The 18804-nt window shown below is 44.8% G+C and carries 24 protein-coding genes and 1 other RNA gene; 3 read left to right on the forward strand and 22 right to left on the reverse strand.

Going from position 1 to position 18804, the window contains the following annotated elements:
• Positions 1-2: 2 nt before the first annotated feature.
• From FD975_RS05905 to dnaX, 8 genes are all read right to left on the reverse strand, one after another.
• Positions 3-1274 (reverse strand): efflux RND transporter periplasmic adaptor subunit, encoded by a 1272-nt coding sequence (locus FD975_RS05905; RefSeq protein WP_215301007.1) that lies wholly within the window; start codon positions 1272-1274, stop codon positions 3-5.
• A gap of 9 nt (positions 1275-1283) precedes the next feature.
• Positions 1284-2840: a TolC family protein gene (locus tag FD975_RS05910; RefSeq protein WP_251371145.1), complete on the reverse strand. Its 1557-nt coding sequence runs from the start codon at positions 2838-2840 to the stop codon at positions 1284-1286.
• Between the two features lie 174 nt (positions 2841-3014).
• The gene (locus tag FD975_RS05915) at positions 3015-4433 is read right to left on the reverse strand and encodes a carbohydrate porin (RefSeq protein ID WP_215301009.1); all 1419 of its coding nucleotides are present in this window, start codon (positions 4431-4433) and stop codon (positions 3015-3017) included.
• A gap of 215 nt (positions 4434-4648) precedes the next feature.
• Positions 4649-4921 carry a type II toxin-antitoxin system RelE/ParE family toxin gene (locus FD975_RS05920; RefSeq protein WP_215301011.1) on the reverse strand — a complete coding sequence of 91 codons (273 nt, stop codon included), beginning with the start codon at positions 4919-4921 and terminating at the stop codon, positions 4649-4651.
• A complete protein-coding gene (locus FD975_RS05925; RefSeq protein ID WP_215301013.1) occupies positions 4918-5136 on the reverse strand; it encodes a ParD-like family protein in 219 nt (72 codons plus the stop codon). Before FD975_RS05925 ends, FD975_RS05920 begins: the two co-directional genes overlap by 4 nt.
• 112 nt (positions 5137-5248) lie before the next feature.
• A complete protein-coding gene (gene recR, locus FD975_RS05930) occupies positions 5249-5863 on the reverse strand; it encodes a recombination mediator RecR (protein WP_215301015.1) in 615 nt (204 codons plus the stop codon).
• 25 nt (positions 5864-5888) lie between these two features.
• Complete coding sequence (locus FD975_RS05935) at positions 5889-6212, reverse strand: YbaB/EbfC family nucleoid-associated protein (RefSeq protein ID WP_215301017.1); 324 nt, start codon at positions 6210-6212, stop codon at positions 5889-5891.
• 50 nt (positions 6213-6262) lie between these two features.
• On the reverse strand, positions 6263-7930 hold the full coding sequence (gene dnaX / locus FD975_RS05940) for a DNA polymerase III subunit gamma/tau (RefSeq protein WP_215301019.1): 1668 nt from the start codon (positions 7928-7930) through the stop codon (positions 6263-6265).
• Between the two features lie 32 nt (positions 7931-7962).
• Between dnaX and ffs the strand changes: the two genes are divergently transcribed.
• Both ffs and FD975_RS05950 read left to right on the forward strand, forming a co-directional pair.
• Positions 7963-8060, forward strand: an RNA gene (gene ffs / locus FD975_RS05945) — signal recognition particle sRNA small type.
• A gap of 72 nt (positions 8061-8132) precedes the next feature.
• On the forward strand, positions 8133-8342 hold the full coding sequence (locus tag FD975_RS05950; protein ID WP_215301021.1) for a hypothetical protein: 210 nt from the start codon (positions 8133-8135) through the stop codon (positions 8340-8342).
• On the opposite strand, the gene FD975_RS05955 is transcribed toward FD975_RS05950, so the two are convergent.
• The 8 genes from FD975_RS05955 to FD975_RS05990 all read right to left on the reverse strand — a co-directional run bounded on the left by FD975_RS05955 (position 8343) and on the right by FD975_RS05990 (position 13723).
• Complete coding sequence (locus FD975_RS05955) at positions 8343-8492, reverse strand: hypothetical protein (protein ID WP_215301022.1); 150 nt, start codon at positions 8490-8492, stop codon at positions 8343-8345.
• 42 nt (positions 8493-8534) lie between these two features.
• Positions 8535-8912 carry a hypothetical protein gene (locus FD975_RS05960; protein WP_215301024.1) on the reverse strand — a complete coding sequence of 126 codons (378 nt, stop codon included), beginning with the start codon at positions 8910-8912 and terminating at the stop codon, positions 8535-8537.
• A gap of 69 nt (positions 8913-8981) precedes the next feature.
• Positions 8982-9341 carry a hypothetical protein gene (locus FD975_RS05965; RefSeq protein ID WP_215301026.1) on the reverse strand — a complete coding sequence of 120 codons (360 nt, stop codon included), beginning with the start codon at positions 9339-9341 and terminating at the stop codon, positions 8982-8984.
• A gap of 491 nt (positions 9342-9832) precedes the next feature.
• Positions 9833-10141 carry a hypothetical protein gene (locus tag FD975_RS05970; RefSeq protein WP_215301028.1) on the reverse strand — a complete coding sequence of 103 codons (309 nt, stop codon included), beginning with the start codon at positions 10139-10141 and terminating at the stop codon, positions 9833-9835.
• A 30-nt stretch (positions 10142-10171) separates the two neighbouring features.
• Positions 10172-10405: a hypothetical protein gene (locus tag FD975_RS05975; protein ID WP_215301030.1), complete on the reverse strand. Its 234-nt coding sequence runs from the start codon at positions 10403-10405 to the stop codon at positions 10172-10174.
• Between the two features lie 447 nt (positions 10406-10852).
• Positions 10853-11338, reverse strand: a complete 486-nt coding sequence (locus FD975_RS05980; protein ID WP_215301031.1) for a hypothetical protein — start codon at positions 11336-11338, stop codon at positions 10853-10855.
• A gap of 160 nt (positions 11339-11498) precedes the next feature.
• Complete coding sequence (locus FD975_RS05985; RefSeq protein WP_215301033.1) at positions 11499-13163, reverse strand: ion transporter; 1665 nt, start codon at positions 13161-13163, stop codon at positions 11499-11501.
• Entirely contained in the window at positions 13160-13723 is a 564-nt protein-coding gene (locus FD975_RS05990) for a hypothetical protein (RefSeq protein ID WP_215301035.1), read from the reverse strand. Before FD975_RS05990 ends, FD975_RS05985 begins: the two co-directional genes overlap by 4 nt.
• A 349-nt stretch (positions 13724-14072) precedes the next feature.
• On the opposite strand from FD975_RS05990, the gene FD975_RS05995 reads away from it, so the two are divergent.
• Positions 14073-14729 (forward strand): putative quorum-sensing-regulated virulence factor, encoded by a 657-nt coding sequence (locus tag FD975_RS05995; RefSeq protein WP_215301037.1) that lies wholly within the window; start codon positions 14073-14075, stop codon positions 14727-14729.
• Between the two features lie 21 nt (positions 14730-14750).
• Here FD975_RS05995 and FD975_RS06000 read toward each other — a convergent pair whose 3' ends face one another.
• From FD975_RS06000 to FD975_RS06020, 6 genes are all read right to left on the reverse strand, one after another.
• On the reverse strand, positions 14751-15293 hold the full coding sequence (locus FD975_RS06000; RefSeq protein WP_215301039.1) for a TIGR00645 family protein: 543 nt from the start codon (positions 15291-15293) through the stop codon (positions 14751-14753).
• A 213-nt stretch (positions 15294-15506) separates the two neighbouring features.
• Entirely contained in the window at positions 15507-15638 is a 132-nt protein-coding gene (locus tag FD975_RS10500; RefSeq protein WP_256443812.1) for a hypothetical protein, read from the reverse strand.
• Positions 15639-15824: 186 nt separating this feature from the next.
• Complete coding sequence (locus FD975_RS06005; RefSeq protein WP_215301041.1) at positions 15825-17135, reverse strand: Y-family DNA polymerase; 1311 nt, start codon at positions 17133-17135, stop codon at positions 15825-15827.
• On the reverse strand, positions 17132-17629 hold the full coding sequence (locus FD975_RS06010; RefSeq protein WP_215301043.1) for a LexA family transcriptional regulator: 498 nt from the start codon (positions 17627-17629) through the stop codon (positions 17132-17134). Before FD975_RS06010 ends, FD975_RS06005 begins: the two co-directional genes overlap by 4 nt.
• 178 nt (positions 17630-17807) lie before the next feature.
• Positions 17808-18125 (reverse strand): hypothetical protein, encoded by a 318-nt coding sequence (locus FD975_RS06015; RefSeq protein ID WP_215301045.1) that lies wholly within the window; start codon positions 18123-18125, stop codon positions 17808-17810.
• Positions 18126-18254: 129 nt separating this feature from the next.
• Positions 18255-18791, reverse strand: coding sequence for a hypothetical protein (locus FD975_RS06020; protein ID WP_215301046.1), 537 nt, complete (start codon positions 18789-18791; stop codon positions 18255-18257).
• Between the last annotated feature and the right edge of the window lie 13 nt (positions 18792-18804).

The following is an 18804-nucleotide window of genomic DNA, read 5'->3' on the forward strand; positions in this document are numbered from 1 at the left end:
AACTAATCTTCCTGCTTTGCAAATCGATCGTTTAGTAGCACTGCACCTTCTGCCAGTATGCGCGAACCAGGTTCAATGCCACTGGTAATCGCAAAGGCCTTGCTATTTAAGTCGTAACCTTTAACAGGAATGCGACGATACACTTCGTCTCCAGCCCGAATAATTACATAACGCATCTCGCGTATGCGGACCACGGCTGTTTGTGGCACAACGATAGCATCAGCCATGCCGGTGGTGAGCTTGGCAGAGGCGTACATATCAGGACGCAAAAGGTCATCATGATTATCTATATCCGCACGAATCAATAAAGCGCGAGTTTGCGGATCAATCGTGGGAGCAATATAGTTTGCGTAAGCTACGAACTCTTTATCCGGATAGGCTTCTACCTGCAAAACTATTTTCTGACCAGACTTAATTAAGCGCAAGTCTTGTTCAAACACATTGCCCAAGAACCAGAGTTGCTTTGGATCTGCTAAGGTAGCAATCACATCACCTGAGTCCACAGCAGAACCAGGCTCCACATTCCGCTTAACCACCACACCCTTTAGGGGTGATCGCATCACTAAATTGCTTTGAGTTTTACCGGTAGCTTCAATTGTCCTGATATCACCATCGCCAGCACCAAGATTACGCATACGATTTGCGGCCGCTTGTTGGGTAATGCGAGCATCCCCAAGTAAATCACCCATGGTCTTGCTAGATTCCAATACCCTAGCTGTTTTTGATGAGAGCAAATATTCTTGCTGAGCTGAAATAAATTCTGGGCTATAGAGCTCTACTATTGGAGAACCAATATTGATCTCGGCACCATCAAAAGCGTAAATACGTTCTACCCGCCCAGGTGCGCGTGCTGATAGCACCTTAGACTTTTCAGCATTAAACGCTAGGCGACCTGGTACTTTGATATCCACGGGTACCTGTACTTTTTCTGCCGTTTGGAAGATATAGATTTCTGGGTTCAGCTTGACGCCAGGAAGCCTTAACTCCAAGACGCCACTCTTCTCTATTTTGAGGGCCTTATCAGAAGCCTCAATCTTCACATTGCGATTGACATTGGTAATCCGGCCTAAAACAATACCCATCGATAGGATGGCAAAAGCAAAAGCGGCTAAGCGGACACGGTAGCGATTTGGGGGGCTGAGATTCCAGTACAGACCAGCAATACTAGCGAGTGCCACATGTAATCTCCGCCCACCAAAGTGCATAGCCTTTTCAGCAATGGGCTTAGCTTTATCACCAAGCTGTTTTAGAACAGAAAGAATTTTGTCTTTCAATACCACTCCTTAAAAAGGTTCTTTGCCAGATGTAGCTAGCAACACGGCTTGCGCTTGAAGTAGATTGCTCTCTGCTAAGGCTAATTGAACTTCGAGGCTACGCAATTGGGTTTGTGCTGTCAGCAAATCGTTAAATCCCTGACCATTATTTGAGTACTGAGTTAAGCCAACTTTATAAGCAGCATCTGCCTGCGGAACTTGGCGCTCTTTGAGAAATTGCGCCTGATTCTTGGCTTGCTCGTATGTGGCATACGCACCATTAACCGCCAACACAATTTGTTGTCGATTAGAAATATTGCCAGCTTCAGCTGCCGCTTGATTGCGCTGCGCCTGCTCTACCCCATACTTTTCTTTGGTAAAGAAATACAGTGGAATAATCAAATCCAATTCAAACTGGTAGTACATCGCGCCATTATTTGCCGAGAACGGCCCCCTTGGCGTGAATGAAGAACCAATTACTTGAAAGTCAGGTAGGTAGGCTTTCTTGGCGAGATCAACGCCTTTGCGAGCAGCCTCAAGCTGTAATGCTGAGCTCTTCAATGAGGGGTGACTGGTTTCGGCATAGTCTTCCAACTCCAGCAACGTTGGAACGCTGCTGATGGCACGACGGACGTCACCGCGCAAGATCAACTTTTCTCTTGAGTGGCGGCCTATCAAGGTATTAATGTTGTGCAATGAGACCGATAGCTGGCGCTCTACAATAAATTGATCTGCTTGAGCAGCACTTTGCGCCACTTGTGCGTTGAGATATTCAACATAAGCAGCGGCATTATTAGAGTAGCGCGCTTTGGCAACATTCTTAATCATCTCCAAACGCATTACCGATTCCTTGAGAACCTGCAACTGTTTCTGGGATGCTAACGCTCCGTAATACAGAGTAGATAGTTGAGCACCCAACTGCAGGTAGGTGGATTCGCTTTGAGCTAAAAGTGCTTCCGCATTGGTATTGGCAATATCGGATGCCAAGCTTTTCTTACCTGGAAACTGAAATGGTTGGGCAAGCGTAATGGCATTATTACTGCTGATCCCATTTGGGTATTGTGATGTCGGCGCATTTGCGCCACCCAATGCAAATGGGGAGTTCACTGGCATGCCAGACCACACCAACCCGACTTGTGGATTAGCTGGGGCATTAATCTGCGGCACAGTAGCCTTGGCAGACAAATAGGACTCGCGCAAAGAAGACAATTGCGGGTTGTTTAATTTAAGTTCATTCCAAAGCTGGCGCAAATCCATTTCTGCGGGGCCAGATGTTGCACCCATGGTGTAGATCTTCGGCGTATTACTTTGCGTTACTGGCGCAAATAAGCTTGCGGCTTTGGCAGGATTGGGAGCATTGGGGGTGCTACTGACATTGCTAACTAGTGGAGGTGCAGATAAGCTCTCTTGAGATTCATTGAGCTGTACAGTGACACTAGCTGGAGTGGCAGTATTTGCAGGCGATGTTTGCGCAAAAACAGATGTCACTAAGAACAGGGATGCAAAAGAACAAACACCAGCAAGCCACTTTGAGGGCTTGGCTTTTGCATGCATCTGTTTCTGAGTTGTAATCTGGCCGTGAATCAAATCGGCTGCCTCTAAATCTCTTCGAATGCTGTTTTTATAGTCTTGAATGTAGATTTCCCTACATATCAAGGGGTTTTACTGATTATAGGGGTATAGAGGCAAAAGTCCATCAAATACAAATTCTTATCTTATTGATTCTAAGGACAATAATGAATTTAGCCCTACTGACAACAGCTAGAATTCAGCATGAACCCTGAAAGATAGGATCTTGACTGGTCCGCGGGCAGAGTTATAGGCTGGATTGATGATGTGCTGGAAGTTCAAACCAGCGAGCACGTTCTTAATCATCGTGACGTTGTAATACACCTCACCAATCCGTTCTGGTGAGTAAGAAATCGTTTGACTTGGGCTAGCGTAGTCACCAATGAAGTAAGACACGCCACCAGCTTGTAAGTAACCACGGCGATAGCTCGACAAACCATTTTGCATGGCAGAGATACCAATGCTGTCATTGGGACGCTTCCAACTGGTGCCATTCATGCCCATACCAATGGAGAGTGAATTGTCCGCTTCTGTAAACGACATCGTTTCGGTATGACCATCAGATGTGAAGGCGCGGCCATAAATACCAAGATCCTTGGTTAGAGCTTGTTCACCATGCAAACCAATACCAGTTTTGATCTGCATATTGTTGCGGACATTGTTAATAGCTTGTGTGCCTTGGCGAGCATTGGGGTCTTGATCAATGTAATTGGTAGCGTCTGAGAATCGCGCCAACATCATTTTGTTGCGATAGGCCAAGACACTCACCTTGCCAGGAAGATCGGCAATATTGTGCTGGCGCTCAACTTCTACTTGATCGCCATAGGTATTAAAGATTTGCCAATTAAGGTCACGGCCATTGGGTGATTTGGGGGCGAGCATTCTGGAAGCGCGCATCACCCAGTTATCGAGATACCACTCACCCGCCAATCCCCAGCTATAGCCTCTGGCGTCAGCTGCATAGTCATAAGCCAGATAGGTCATATTGCCCCAGTTCATAAACTGAATGCGTGGGTCTTTGGCATAACGGCTGTCATCAAAAATATCGAGCGTAGAGAACTGACCGCCAGTGAGCACCACGCGATTACTACTCACGGTTTGCGTAATTTGATTAGCCTCATTCTCCAGAACGACTTTATCGCCCTCTTGATTAATCGTTTGACGCACAAAGGCGCGAGCAGAATAAAACTTGGCTTGCGCACCAGTAGCTTTACTACCCTCGCCGTTAGGAAAACCACCAAGACCAACTAATCCAGAAAAGGGCACACCAGAAATCACTTCCGGATTGAAGTAGACATCGGTATTGGGTGCTAGGCGTGCACCCATGAATAAGGTGCCCGACCAGGTATAGCTCATGGATTTTTGAGCATTCAAACTATTCTGCCCAGAATAAGATGAATTGAAATTGTTATAACGCTGATTAATGTAAGTCGTTTGCCCATGCAGATTTACAGGCAACCCAAAGAGCTCTCCCTCAGTTGGAACACCCTCAATTGGAGAAGCGAAACTTGCAATCTGATCCGAACCAGATCCCGCCTTCTGGGCGATAGCGGTTGTGCTGCAAAAGGCAGCAAGCAAGCAAGGCAGAAGTCGAAGGGATTTGTGGGTCATTCACAATTTCACAATACTTAGCATCAATGCCCAATGAATCGCTAAAAGAAACTAGAAGCAACTAATGGCCAGATCTACCGGGGTAAAAACCAGACAACTCGGATAGGCACTGCGTGGGATTGAAGCTCGTCAGGAGTGCAGGCCAAATTATCCCTAAAAAGAGCTAATTTACCTAAAATTTATGTCGCTTTAGTGACTATTGAGCCTATTGCGCCCTATCGCTTAAGGTCTCGATAAAAATTTTCATGAACTCCATAGCCAATTAATGCGATTTGAGTTCCATCCAGACTTACCGAGTATGCCAACAACATTTGTTGATGGAGATAGCGAAACTTATAAACCTGCACACCCAACAAATCACCCTTCTTCATATCCCCAACAAATGGCTTGGAGGTAATATCTTTAACCGCTGAATCAAGGGCCTTCTTTTCGGCGGGAGAAATTTTCTTAATAGCTCGATCAAATCGAGGGGTTGTTAATACCCTCATCCGAATTTATATGGGGAAAGATTGCCAGCTTTTACCTCTTCAATACTTACGAGCATATCTTGAAGCATGTTGATGGGTAGATCAGGATTCTCTTCAGCGACCTTACCCAAGCGAGCCCAGTACTCAATTTGCTTAGGTACTGATCTATGCATTGCCTGAGCATAGGGCTTGGCGTCTTCCACCAATATATCCGATAACTTGATTGCTATAGCCATAATGAGCTCCTTATTAAACTAGTATCAATTTAATACAAAAGGTTGCAAAAAGCAACTTTTTACTAAGCACCTTATTAATGGGGATTTAGGATATAACTTAGATATACCAAACTTAGCGCCGATCCATCAGCGCTCTGGCTAATGTGCCTGCATCCACATACTCAAGCTCACCACCCACCGGAATACCTCTGGCAATTCTGGTGACCTTAATGCCTTTGGATTTGAGTACTTCGCCAATGTAATGGGCTGTGGCCTCACCTTCACTCGTGAAATTCGTTGCCAGAACTACTTCTCGCACTGGCACTCCAGTATCTGGCGCTTCAATACGACTTAGCAATCGATCGAAATGAATTTCATTAGGGCCCATGCCATCAAGTGGTGAGATGCGACCCATTAATACAAAGTAATTACCTTTGAAACTCAAAGTCTGCTCGACCATCACTTGATCAGCTGGCGTTTCCACAATGCATAGCAAAGATGGATCACGACGGTCATCATTACAAGTAGCGCAGATCTGGGTTTCGGAGAAAGTATTGCAACGGGCACAGTGACCTACAGTCTCTACTGCTTCACCCAATGACTGAGCAAGCACTGCAGCACCATTGCGATCATGCTGAAGCAAATAAAAAGCCATGCGCTGAGCAGACTTGGGGCCTACGCCAGGCAATACACGCAATGCCTCGATCAAACGACCAAGGGCATCTTGCGGAGCTTCTTGACGTGCCATTAAATAAAAATATTTCTCAGAATGATTAAAACGGCAGCTTAAATCCAGGAGGCATCGGCATACCAGCAGTAGCACCAGACATCACTTGTGCATTAGCAGCCTCTACTTGTTTGAATGCATCTGTATAGGCGGTAACCAATAAGTCTTCGAGCATTTCGCGATCATCCATAGCACCTGGATCGATCTGCACGCGCTTCATCTCATATTTGCCAGAGATGCACACTTTGACTAAGCCACCAGCCGCTTGGCCAGTGACTTCAAGCGCAGCCAATTGCTCTTGCGCTACTTTCATCTTCTCTTGCATCTGCTGGGCTTGTTTCATCAAACCCGCAAGGCCGCCTTTCATCATCGCTTATTTCCTTTGCTTACTTATATGTCTATCAATATTGAACTGGGCAATCAAAGAGGCTTCACAGAGCCGCCAACTACTTTGGCTCCAAACTCTTTTTCTAATTGCTGAATAAATGGATCTTGCGCAATCATCTGCTCTGCGTTTTGTCTTTTCTCTTGATGAATCTGAGCATCTACTTTGGCTACTGTCTTACCCTCAACTTCACCCTTCTCAATAATGACTTTGATGGGTTTGCCAAAGTGAGCTGTTAATGCATCTGCAAGACGACCAATAGAAGCTTCGGATGCCAATTGCGGCATCGGTGTCACAACAGTAGCGCGTACACCTACCGGTGAATCTTCCCAATCTTGCAACTCTGTCTGAAATGCTAACTGCTGAACTAAGCCTTTAACCGGTAACTGGCGCATTAAGGAATGCCAGTCTGGACGATTGGCTGCAGATGCAGTAGCGACTGGTGCAGAAACTGCTGGGGCTGGGGCAGCAGATTTAGCAGCGGCCGAAGCAGATGCTGCAGGCGCAGACCTGACTAGCGCAGCAGTTTGATTTGCTGGTGCAGACGGTCTTGGTGCTGCCGCTACTGGTGGAGCTGAATTAGCTACCCTGCTTGGAGTTTCATTTCCGGGACGAAAGGCTAACATCCTTAAAAGCGTCATTGCAAAGCCAGTTTGCTCATCGGGTGCAAGTGATAAATCGGGACGGCTAGTAATACTGATTTGGTAGAAGAGTTGCGCCTCTTCTCTTGTCAGTGCGATAGCTAAGCGACGAATCTCAGCCGCTTCTGGCCAGTCTTCTAATACAGATTCAGGAACAATTTGTGCGGCTGCGATTTTCTGGATGAGGCTGGATAAATCGGCCAGCGCTAATGAGAAAGACATACTGCGCTCACCCATCTCATTGGAGATGGCTAACAATGTCGCACCATCTTTAGCAATCAATGAATCCAAAATTCTGATGAGGTATGCATCATCAAGTGTGCCGAGCATGCCACGTACTGCCTCTTCAGATACTTTGCCAGCGGCATAAGCAATCGCTTGATCAGTCAGTGATAAAGCATCGCGCATAGAGCCTTGCGCTGCTTTTGCTAAAACACGCAGAGCATTAGTCTCACACTCAACGTTTTCTGCGGCGAGTACTTTTTCTAAATGCTCAACGATGAGCGGTACTGGCATTTGCTTGAGGTTGAACTGCAAGCAACGGGACAGAATGGTGACTGGGATCTTTTGGGGATCAGTCGTTGCCAGGATGAATTTCACATGTTCTGGCGGCTCTTCAAGCGTTTTGAGCATGGCATTAAAGGCATGATTGGTGAGCATGTGCACCTCGTCAATCATGTAGACCTTGTACCGTGCATTACTAGGGGCGTAGGCTGCTTTTTCTAATAGAGCGGCAATGTCGTCTACCCCGCGATTACTCGCAGCATCCATCTCAATATAGTCAACAAAGCGACCGGCATCGATCTCTAAGCAAGCTGGGCATTTTCCGCAAGGCTCTGAGGTCATGCGACCTTGACCATCTTCCCCGGTGCAATTGAGGGCTTTGGCCATAATTCGGGCAATGGTGGTCTTTCCGACCCCGCGAGTGCCTGTAAAGAGCCAAGCGTGGTGTAGTCGACCTTGGTCTAAAGCATGGGTTAATGCCTTAACCACATGGTCTTGTCCTACCAATTGGGAGAAAGTTTTAGGGCGCCACGAACGGGCTAAAGCCAATGCTGTCATGTACTCCATTCTAACAAGCTAAAATGGAATTGGACGGGCCTCCCCGCATGGCGGTTTGGATAACCTGGTCAGGTCGGGAACGAAGCAGCCAAACCCAATTCTGTCAGTGCCGGGGGTCGGGCTCGTCCACCCTATTGATAAGTCCTTGTTTAGTTTGATATTTGTATTTCTAGACAAGGATTTGCACTAAGCTAAGGTCTCAATGTCACAACCAGACATGAACAAATACGTAGTCATCTCTATCGAACCGACTGATCTAAGCAACCACTGGGTCATTACCTACCAAACCCCTAGAGGCGTAACCGAACAAGAATCTGTAGAGGCTTTTGATTCCAATGACGCATTCATTAAATTTCGCAATCAGCGGATTCAAGAATTAAAAGCAAAAAACATTCGAAAAGCGCAAAAATAATTACGGCTTCCAAAAGCAGGATAAGCGCCGGTCAATTCCAGCAGCAAAGTCGTGATAAATCCACTTGTTGCAAATGAACTGATCCACCACGATCAATACTAGGATGACTGCCACCAGAAATATCAGCACCCATTTAAGAGAAGTGTTCATACGGCAAGATCCAGTGAGGTGGTTGCGATTCGATTCAAGTTATTAGGGCTCAATCTTGATTTTCTTGAACTTACCAAGCAGAGCCAGGCTAGCCAATATTTGATTAGCCATATCCGCACTCAGATCCCCTTTAGCCAAGGCATACAGAATTTGATCCGCTCGCTCCGATTCTGGGGCAGCTAGCAAGGCTTTAAAGATTTGCGCCTCAGTCATCACGCTATTGATTTGTATTGATGTCAGATTAATCTGAACCTTGCTGCCCTTGATCCCATAGCGCACTTGGGCCATTTCAATGAGTTCACTGCGTTGCTTTTCTTGCAAGCTTTCAAGTGTAGGTAATGATGAATCAACACTAGGTGCTAGAGCCGAACCTATATTAGGACCCTGACGGGGCTTTTTATATACGAGATCATCATCCACAAAAGCCTCCAATCCCTTGATGAATGCAATTCATTTTGGGGAATGCAAGTGCCATATCTAAGCGATTACTTATTTTGGTGCGAGCAAAATTCGCATTAAGGCAGTACGCGCTTCTGGCACCTTGAGTTGGTCAGCTAAATTGAGTAACTCCGTAGCCTTGGGGATATTTTTTAAATATTCCATCACGAGGCCATAGTTATAAATTGCTACCCCGTTTTTGCGTTTGACTTCAGTATCGAGTTCATAAAAGAGTCGGTCAATTTGACGCTCTTGCAATTGATCGCTCCAAGCCATCTCGCAGCATTTACGAAAGGTGCGCTCATAGCCCGCGCTTTCAATCGTGATGAAAGCATCAAATGCTTGGGGATATAGACCCAGGTTCTGGAAACGTAAACCTTCAGCAAAATCAGCGTTATTTAACTCGGACATAGTGGGGGCTCGATGCAATATAAAGACATGAAGCCCATATATTACCTTGGATTTCTATAAATAAGCCCCTAATTACAGCCCCATTTGGACCCTTAGAATTGAGGGTTCTGAGATTGATACCCCCTTCCCCAGAAAACCCCTGAGTAACCTAAATTAAATAATACGAAGCATTCTGAGGATTTGCCAGATCATAAAAATAATCAATAAGACGGCAACAGTACGTGCGTCCATGACCAATCTGAATAAACGTAATTGCTTATGAGTGCATTCCAAGGAAACCTGCATTACAAACCCCTATTAGCTAGAAAAGTTCAGCGTAGAGGTTTGGGATAGGAAATCACAGGGATTAGAGTTGATTTAGATGTAGGAAAGCATTTAGCCTTCCTACGCCTAATTAGGAATGATTACTTTTGTGAATCTGAGTTTTAGCCTTGGAAAGAAAAACCACCCGAAGGTGGTTTTGGTATTGCTTGAAAGCCAAGTAAAACAAGTTATGCGGCGATTGCCTTCTGTTTTTTTGGTGCAGCCTTTTTGCTCGGCGCATATTGATCTTGAAATAAGTTCATTGTGCTTTCAATTGTTTTCTCAAAACTTGTGTAAGTATCTTTTGATGCAGCATAGGCTTGATCAAAACTCTGGAGAGTTGAATCAAATACATAATCAAATGTATTGATAACTGGTGCTGAACCAGCAGGAGCTCCACCAGAAATCTCTTTAACCATCTTTTTTAGCTCAAGCTTAGACTCATCGATTGCGGACTCAATCATGCCAATAACTTCTTTGTGGCTATGACTAATCACTTTAGATACCTTGCACTGAATAGCTGATACCTAAGAGACGGCTGCCTGGGCTTCTTCAGCAGTAAATAACCCCAAGACTTCTTTGACATCTCGAATAGCTAGGATTTGAGCAGCCTTAACTTGTGTCGCAAGTACCGCATCTTTAGTTGCATCATAGTGAATATCGGCTATGGCTTTTGCGTTCTCAATAGCCAGTTGGGCCAATACTTGAGCAGACTCAATCGCTTTGGCTTGGGTTGCAATGAATTTCTCAGTTTGAAACATGGTGACTCTCCATAAGAATAGGCCAGAAGAAATAACATCAAATGCTGTATCTCAAAAGCTTAAATCAGATATGTGAAGTTTTTATGGCTAAACCAGACCCAGCTTAAGAATGGGTAAATTGTGGTTTTGTATGATTGCTAGCGTTAGCTCAACTAATAATTGGTGACTTAAATCGATGCTATTGATTCTTGGTGACTTTGGGTTGAAAGCCCAGGCAGGCTATGTTGGTATTTGCCAAAACTTGAGCGTCCGGAGTTGTCTTGGACTTAATTTCATATAGCTTACAGCCATAGGGGAACTTCTTGTCCCAGGTAATGTAGAAAAATTGACATTTTTTACAGTTCATCACTCAACATTAACATTAAGCTTTGGAAGTCTGTGATGACTGCATTCCAAACAAACCACCCGAAGGTGGTTTATACATTCTGAGCTTGCTTTTGGGTTCCTCTAGTTGTTGGCCACAATCGTCCCGTCTGAAGCCCTTATTTTGCGGTAAGTGCGCATCATATCCATCATTACAGCGGTACTCCAAGCAAAACAAAAAAGGCTACTCATTGATAGAACCACAGCAAGAATGCGATATCTACTTGGCAGATTTGATACAGCCTGCTCGGATCCAATCGTTGTGTATATGCCACCAATCACAACAATAGCGTGATCAATACTTGTTGCCACTCCGTGCATCAAGCCTAAGATAGACAGTATGCCAATCTCACTTAAATGGATTAGCGCTAGTGCGGATAAGCCCATAAAGAAAAAAATTTCCATTCGGAAATACTGCTTTTTAGCAATCAATGTACTGGCGTGTCGGTGGTATATGGATTGAGCGGCCCACAAACATAAACCGTGATACACAATCAATACAAAAAACACGACAATAAAGCCTATCAATAAGCCAAAAGAAGATAAGTCACCAATTGAAATGTCTTTCATTTTTGAGCACCTCACTAATACTGTCTAATTAAATTTTCCAAGCTAATGGATAGATTGTATCTAGCACCGAAACTAACTGTGTAGCTCGGAACGGAATCGACCAGGGCTTCAGGAGATTTTTAATGCTCTACTGGCAAAGTCCTAATCACCGATAGAAGGCTTAGCTTTTATTCTTCAGTTTTTCCCCATTATTTTGCAATAGGATCTGGAGCATGCTGCTCTGTAGTGCCGTCACATTATCCGGATTATCAATGTACTGACGCAATTGCTCAAGATCAGACACGCTGACAATTTGCTGCAGTTTAGAGATAGTGATTTTCAATTGTTCCGCAGCAAGCTCAGGGTGTTTAGATAAAAACTCCAGACTCATCTCCCCTGCACCCGCTTTTGTAGCCTTACCATCCCAGCTTACTTTGGCGTGGCTATCATGCGCATGATCTACGCCCATCTCGACCTTGGCTTTTTCGAGTAAGCGCGTCAGCTCTCCCTGGGACAGATGTAGACGCTTAGCCTCCGCCTCAATGAGCTCTTGCTCATCAGCCGAAATCACACCGTCCTCTAACATGGTGTAGAGCTCAGTCATCATGCTTTCACGCTCAATACGCAATTGGTCACTGAGAGCTGATGAAAGAATCGCCGCCGGAATCGCAAAAATACCAATACCCAATAGCGCTAAGACAATCGTGATTGCTCTACCCGCTGGAGTAACCGGAGAGATGTCACCATAACCCACGCTGGCTAAAGTGACAACAGACCAATAGATGGCTTGGGGAATATTTTCAAATTTATCTGGTTGGGCTTCATGCTCAAACAAGTAACCCAAACAGGCTGCCAGCATCACTAGCAAGAGCATGATGAAAACAGCCGCTTTCATGACCGGCCACTCTCGCTTAATGACAATAAATAGGGATTGCGTTGCTCCGGAGTAACGCGCTAACTTGAGCAATCGCATTAAACGGAAGACTCGCAAGAAGCGCAAGTCGAAGAGGTGATGAAGGACTGCCTCTAAGTAGAAAGGCAGAATCGCCAGAAGATCAATGATGCTCGTCGGTCTAGCTGCGCTGCGAAGACGCCCTAGTAACCACCCCTTGTATTTGGGATCCTCTGGACTGCTATAGATCCGCATTAAATATTCGGTTGAGAATATGGCAACTGCGATTCCATCCAAAATAATAAATTCGGAGTGAAGGTAATAGTTAATACTGTGAACAGACTCAAAGATGACTGCTAGGACTGACAAAATCACCCAGGTCACAATAAACATATCGAAGATGTGATGCAGATTGCCACTGGTCGGCGTTTCATTTACTAGCGCGTAAATCTTGTAACGATAAGATTTATCTTTATTGAGCTCTAAGAACTCATTGACCGCCGGCGCCAAAGCGCGGAAGAGCTTGAATAAACGCAGTAAACGCAAGGCCCTAAGAACGCGTAAGTCCGCATCAAAGAAGGCGCCTAAATAGAATGGCAATATCGAGACCAAGTCAATAATCGCAAATGGACTCTTGAAATAGGCCAGTCGAGGATATTTAGCGGAGCTAAAGGCAGGGTCTTCTGGCGCAACATAAAGCCGTAATGCATATTCAATAGAGAAGATCGCTAGCGAAACGACATCAAAAATATGAAACAGATGTTCTCTAGTCTCATAAATAACGGGGATCTGCTCAAGCACCAGACCGGCCATATTGAGCACGATCATATAAGTAATAAAGCGCTCAAATTGATTGCAGTAATTCTTCTTGATCTGATGATTAAAAAATAGATCAAATACCCGCTTACGGATTCGTAAGTTCAGACTAGCAAACGAAAGTGCTTGGAGACTCATAACTTAAACTCCCCAATTTTGATTAGGTAATATCCAGTATCGCAAAGACTTAAACGAATCTGTAAGCCACTGACGATTTTTTCACTCGGTTCCAAAGGTGACAGGCTCGGAGCTCCTGCAGGATTGATGGTGAGCTTCTCAAAGATAAAAGATCCACTCGTTAAAAGTTCATGCTTATTACACTTGCTTGAATATGCCGGCCCATTTGGCTTTAAGAGATTGGTATAGCTCTCAAATGGGCCTTTGGCTGCAAAGAGTGCCTCAACGCAATTTTTCCATTGATTTACTTTGATATCTTTAGCAAATTTATTCTCTTCATCAGTAGGCTTACAGGCTTCTGGATGTATTGGCTCATTGGCCTCTAGCTTGCTAGCGAGATTACCAAACCACGCTACGATTTCTTCACCATTATCTTGTGATGTTGCAACTTTAATTCCGTTCTGATAATTCCCAATTCCTAGGTAGGTTACTAAAAGTAAGTTGGCAAATAAAACCCCAAGAAAGAAAAAATCCGAAACGCGCATGCCTCTAAATAGACTGTGGATATTCTTGCCCAACATGCTCTCCCTGATCTCTCTTAACCCAAGCGACTATCTTGCCGCTTTCAATTACTGTATATTCAAATTTCGACTTACAAAGACGGCCATACGGGGGTTACCAATGCTATTTCAAGCGGTACTGCAAAGTTTGTTAATGAAAAAGAAGGTAAAGAAGAAACCTGAACCTTCCCAAGATTTGTCCCCAATGGCTCAAAGCATAATGCAAAAGCTAGCGGAACTTGATAAAACCAAGGGTTTAGACCAAGATTCTCCTGCAAATTCAGACGGCTCCTCGTCTAAAAATAGCTGAGTTGACACCCCCAATTTGATGCATTCGCTAACCCCTAGCCCTCCCTTCTAAAGACTGTTTATGCCCCAAGCGATTATTTTCGATGTTGAAGCAACCGATAAGAAGGATGCTGTCATTATTGAAGCAGCCTCTTTAGATGTCACCTCCATTAATCCGCTTGCAGTTGGCAATCCTTGGGTACAACGCTACAACCCTGGTAAACCGATTAGCTTAGGCGCACTAGCGACACACCACATCATGGATGAGGAATTAGTGAACTGCCCTTCTAGCAGCTCATTTAGATTGCCAGCGGGCACCAAATACATCATTGGTCATAGCGTGGATTTTGATTGGGAGGCCATTGGTTGCCCTGAAGTCAAACGCATTTGCACGCTTGCACTTGCTCGTAGCCTTTGGCCTGACTTAGACAGTCACACCCAGAGTGCCCTGCTCTATCACTTTGAGCGCCCTACTGCTAGAGAACAATTACGTGATGCTCATAGTGCATTAGCGGATGTCTGGATTTGCTCCAAGATTTTGGGGCAAATTATTGAAAAACTTAAACCCACCTCTCTTGATGCTTTATGGGAAATGTCTGAGAATGCCCGCATTCCAAAGATCATGCCTTTTGGAAAACACAAAGGTGAATTGATTAGCCAAGTACCCTCTGACTATAAGCAGTGGATGCTTCGTCAAGACAACGTCTCTGAATACTTGCGCAAAGCTTTGCAAGCCTAAGCTTTTTTAGTCCCAATCAATTTAGTGCTTCTGATGCGCTGAGGCTACGAGCTTTTCTGTATAGGCAATCGCGAGAGCTGAAAATACAAAGGTCATGTGAATGACGGTTTGCCACAGCAAGGTTTTTTCATCGTGTGAGGACGCATTAATAAAGGTTTTGAGCAAATGGATCGATGAGATACCAATAATGGCAGTTGCCAACTTCACCTTGAGTACACCTGCATTGACATGCGATAACCACTCAGGTTGATCTGGATGGTTCTCCAACTCCAAACGCGACACAAAGGTTTCCCAACCGCCAACGATGACCATCACCAGTAAATTCGAGATCATCACCACATCAATCAGACCCAACACAATGAGCATGAGTGCGGTTTCTGTCACATTCCTCTCTGACATCATGCTAATGAGATGGGCCAACTCTATCCAGAACTGCCACACATAAACACCCTGGGCTACGATTAAACCAATATAGAGCGGCGCCTGTAACCAACGGGACATGAATATCCAGCGCGGTAGAGGGCGTAATTTTTTATCTAAAAAGGTTTGTTTGTCTTCAATCATGGCGTCATTTTAACGATATTTAAGACATTTCTTTTACACGCAAATATCTTGTTGATTTGCGTCATTATGCTGAACTATTGAATTCTTAGTCTTAGCTTGCCTTTGACAGGGAATAAGGAATCCGTGATTTCCTTATTCCCCTTATTGGCCTACTGCTTACTGATTACTGCTGACTCATTACTGCTAACTGCTATTTTGTTACCACTCACCCTCTTACTGATAGTGACGGCTAAACATGTGTGACTTTTTCTGCTCACTGCGCTTGGTATTTTTCAGCACAGCCCAGTAAGACATCATCATGATGATTGCAAGTGAAGCACCGTTGAAGTTATTTAATAGTTCCATTTGATTTCTCCTGATTTGTATCTACGTTAATTTGGTTTTGTTGCTATTGCTCATTACTGTTTTGCTGCTATGTATTCAGAATATTTGCTTACAAGCTCACGAAATGAGCTAGTTAAATTCACTTCCTTATTTGTTGTTTTTCTTCATTTTTTTCATCGCTCTTTTGCTTATCATTTGTCTAGTTATTTAACGCACTACCGGTAGCTCATCCCACTGCGTGGTGTAGTTCGGTGATCGGTTACTGGATCTCATTTGCCAGTCTTGCTTAGTTCCAGATGCAGCAGTTTTGATAGCGGCATTACCAAAGCGACTATTAATTGAATCCATAGCCTTCATGAGTCCAGCAGACTTGCCTTTCACTTCCATGTCATCAAATAGCGATTGCTGCATCGTAGGTTTATCAGCCAGGAGATTAAGGATCACCCCTGCCTTTTTATACTTAAAGCCAGCTTTGTAGATTTGCTTTAAACCTTTTAATGCAGCGCTAGTGAGCGTTAAGGTGTTATCACTAGGATCACTCAAAACTACGGTGATACTTTGGTGGTGTTGTGGCTCAAATGGCTTATGTGGATTAGTTTGCACAAAGATGGTGAGCGCGCCCGTTACTGACTTCTGACTTCTCAGCTTCTCAGCACCTCTTGCGGCATGTGTAGCAACTGACTCAGCCAACTCTTCCATTAAAGTAACTGGCTTACCAAAACTTCTTGAAGAAATAATCTGTTGTTTAGCTGGTGCCACTTCCTCCAGTTGGAGGCAAGAGACTCCGCGCAACTCATAGCAAATGCGCTCGATCACAACACCAAACTGTTGACGCATAGCTTGCGGTGATATTTGCACCAAATCAAACACGCTGTTGATCTTGAGCTCTTTGAGTTTCTTGGCAGTCTTGCCACCAATACCCCACACCTCACCTACTGCTGTCTCGGCCATCCATTGATAGAGGACTTCTTTAGGCATGGAGCTGATGTCACATACGCCAGCAAACTGGGGATTCTTTTTCGCCAAATGATTGGCTAACTTGGCAAGCGTCTTACTAGCACCAATGCCGACACACACCGGCAGGCCAGTAGTATCTTTAACATCTTGCTTGATGATTTGGCCCAAGCTAGTCGGGTCAGCATATTGCTTAAGTACTGTCTCGATTTGCAGAAAGCTCTCGTCAATACTGTAGACCTCTAAATTGGGTGTGAACTTTCTTAAGACTTCCACTACCCTGCCGCTCATATCACCATACAAGGTGTAGTTAGATGAATACGCTTGAATACCGTGCTGCTTGGCTAGGTCTTTCATCTGAAACCAGGGCGTACCCATCTTTACGCCGAGTGCCTTGACTTCAGCGCTACGCGCTACGGCGCAACCATCATTATTTGAGAGAACGACCATCGGCACATCTTCCAGCTTGGGCGCAAATACACGCTCGCAAGATACATAGAAGTTGTTCACGTCGACCAGCGCGAAGAGTTGATTGGTTTTGCCGGCTTGATGAATGGCGCTCATATAGATTTACCATTTCTGCTACTAGCGTGGCTGTATTTGCGTACTACCCCAATCACTACACCCCAGATTTGGAGTTCGCTGTTCTCGTTAAATGTAATGGGCTCGTAATTGGAGTTCTCTGGCTGGAGCTCGGTCTTGCCACCCAATTGATAGAGCCGCTTGATGGTGTACTCGTCATCGACCACCGCAACCACGATGTCTTTGTGTTTTGGCTTGAGGGCTTTATCAACCACCACCTTATCGCCGTCACAAATACCTGCACCCATCATCGAATCACCCTTAACGGTGAACATGAAAGTGGCTGGTTTGTTTTGGACTAAATAGTGGTTTAAATCGAGGCCTTCCTCGGCATAATCGGCCGCTGGACTCGGAAATCCTGCTGAAATACGGTGACTCAGGAGCTTGAACTCATAGGCGCCATTTGCCGCCAAGGCTTGTGGAGCCTGGGTCAGAGTGCTTTCTGAGGAGCTTTGTGGAAGTGCGATTAGTGCCATAGGTTCTAATATACTGTATATCCATACAGTATTTCAATACCCAGGCCTTATTTTTCCAAAAACGTGGTTTTTACCCCTTTTAGGGGCATCAAGAATGCAAATTCATCCGCAACCTAGGAAAGCTAAGCAAATAAAAACCACCCGAAGGTGGTTTTTATATTTCTTGATAAGCCAAGATCTATTTGCAATTTTTCTTATCCATTAGATCAGCCAATCTTGACATTCTTGCATCGGCTGCCGCAATAGCTTCGTTGGCATTACTGTAGGTGGCAATAATGCCAATAGGGAAGAAAATTGCGGCTGCGGTATTTGTGCCTGTCACACCTTTTACATCCTCAGCTTCTTTTTTAGCTTCCTCAGCTCGCTTAAATTCGTCCTTTAAAGACTCGCAAGACAAATCTCTATCAGACAGTTTGGTTGTTTCAATTACCCGTGGTGTAGAGCAACCACCAAGCAAACCCAAAAGAAATACAGCAAGAATTAAACGATTTGTCATTTTTTAATATTTTGTATAAAAGTTGGGTTGAGCATAGCCCAGAAGAATATCAAAATTAATAGGGATCTACCCTTCGAGCAAAAGCGACGGCCTCTTTATGAGTCTACTTTTTTGAAGCCTGCAGCTTGACTACGACTCCTCGGTCTTTTCCATAAAGCGCTGCACATCTTCTTTTGAGGCCGGCAAATTGCTTAACTCCGCGTAATAGGCTGCAGAACCCGGAATGCTCTGGATATTTTTGGGGGTGATGCGGCCTACTGGTACCAAGTAGCCCCTCCATAAAACGCGCATATGCATACCAAAAACGGTGGCTGGAACCTTCATCTCTACTGCCCGCTCGACTAGGTGCTGACACAAAGTGCTCGGCTCTTCAATGCGCAGATGGTAAAGATGGGGGATTTCTGACTCAGCGCGCTTTTCATATTGTTCTACATGGTAGTCATGGTAGGTGCGCTGCCCAAAATCAAAGATATAGTCTGCGATGGCACGCGAGAACCAATATGCACCAGAACTATCACTTCTATGCTCTAGAGCGTCATGCAATTTAGATTGATAGCGCTCTTTGTATTTTTGGGTTTTATAGCGATAAAAGGGGTGCTTTTGCATATAGCGCACCACTAGGCCGCCCAATACCAACAGTGATCCTATTACTAAACCTTCTGTCATTGCGCCAAACTCT

It is taken from the genome of Polynucleobacter sp. AP-Jannik-300A-C4 (assembly GCF_018688335.1).
In the GTDB taxonomy this organism is placed as follows: domain Bacteria; phylum Pseudomonadota; class Gammaproteobacteria; order Burkholderiales; family Burkholderiaceae; genus Polynucleobacter.

Bases quoted from the DNA above. Each gene is read 5' to 3' on its own strand.
- FD975_RS05915 (WP_215301009.1), bottom strand. From the start codon at position 4,433: ATGACCCACAAATCCCTTCGACTTCTGCCTTGCTTGCTTGCTGCCTTT.
- FD975_RS05980 (WP_215301031.1), bottom strand. From the start codon at position 11,338: ATGAAAGACATTTCAATTGGTGACTTATCTTCTTTTGGCTTATTGATA.
- FD975_RS05920 (WP_215301011.1), bottom strand. From the start codon at position 4,921: ATGAGGGTATTAACAACCCCTCGATTTGATCGAGCTATTAAGAAAATT.
- FD975_RS06015 (WP_215301045.1), bottom strand. From the start codon at position 18,125: ATGACAAATCGTTTAATTCTTGCTGTATTTCTTTTGGGTTTGCTTGGT.
- FD975_RS05975 (WP_215301030.1), bottom strand. From the start codon at position 10,405: ATGTTTCAAACTGAGAAATTCATTGCAACCCAAGCCAAAGCGATTGAG.
- FD975_RS06020 (WP_215301046.1), bottom strand. From the start codon at position 18,791: ATGACAGAAGGTTTAGTAATAGGATCACTGTTGGTATTGGGCGGCCTA.
- FD975_RS05990 (WP_215301035.1), bottom strand. From the start codon at position 13,723: ATGTTGGGCAAGAATATCCACAGTCTATTTAGAGGCATGCGCGTTTCG.
- FD975_RS05955 (WP_215301022.1), bottom strand. From the start codon at position 8,492: ATGAACACTTCTCTTAAATGGGTGCTGATATTTCTGGTGGCAGTCATC.
- FD975_RS05995 (WP_215301037.1), top strand. From the start codon at position 14,073: ATGCCCCAAGCGATTATTTTCGATGTTGAAGCAACCGATAAGAAGGAT.
- FD975_RS05950 (WP_215301021.1), top strand. From the start codon at position 8,133: ATGTCACAACCAGACATGAACAAATACGTAGTCATCTCTATCGAACCG.
- FD975_RS05985 (WP_215301033.1), bottom strand. From the start codon at position 13,163: ATGAGTCTCCAAGCACTTTCGTTTGCTAGTCTGAACTTACGAATCCGT.
- FD975_RS06010 (WP_215301043.1), bottom strand. From the start codon at position 17,629: ATGGCACTAATCGCACTTCCACAAAGCTCCTCAGAAAGCACTCTGACC.
- FD975_RS05965 (WP_215301026.1), bottom strand. From the start codon at position 9,341: ATGTCCGAGTTAAATAACGCTGATTTTGCTGAAGGTTTACGTTTCCAG.
- dnaX (WP_215301019.1), bottom strand. From the start codon at position 7,930: ATGACAGCATTGGCTTTAGCCCGTTCGTGGCGCCCTAAAACTTTCTCC.
- recR (WP_215301015.1), bottom strand. From the start codon at position 5,863: ATGGCACGTCAAGAAGCTCCGCAAGATGCCCTTGGTCGTTTGATCGAG.
- FD975_RS06000 (WP_215301039.1), bottom strand. From the start codon at position 15,293: ATGATTGAAGACAAACAAACCTTTTTAGATAAAAAATTACGCCCTCTA.
- FD975_RS10500 (WP_256443812.1), bottom strand. From the start codon at position 15,638: ATGGAACTATTAAATAACTTCAACGGTGCTTCACTTGCAATCATCATG.
- FD975_RS05935 (WP_215301017.1), bottom strand. From the start codon at position 6,212: ATGATGAAAGGCGGCCTTGCGGGTTTGATGAAACAAGCCCAGCAGATG.
- FD975_RS05925 (WP_215301013.1), bottom strand. From the start codon at position 5,136: ATGGCTATAGCAATCAAGTTATCGGATATATTGGTGGAAGACGCCAAG.
- FD975_RS06005 (WP_215301041.1), bottom strand. From the start codon at position 17,135: ATGAGCGCCATTCATCAAGCCGGCAAAACCAATCAACTCTTCGCGCTG.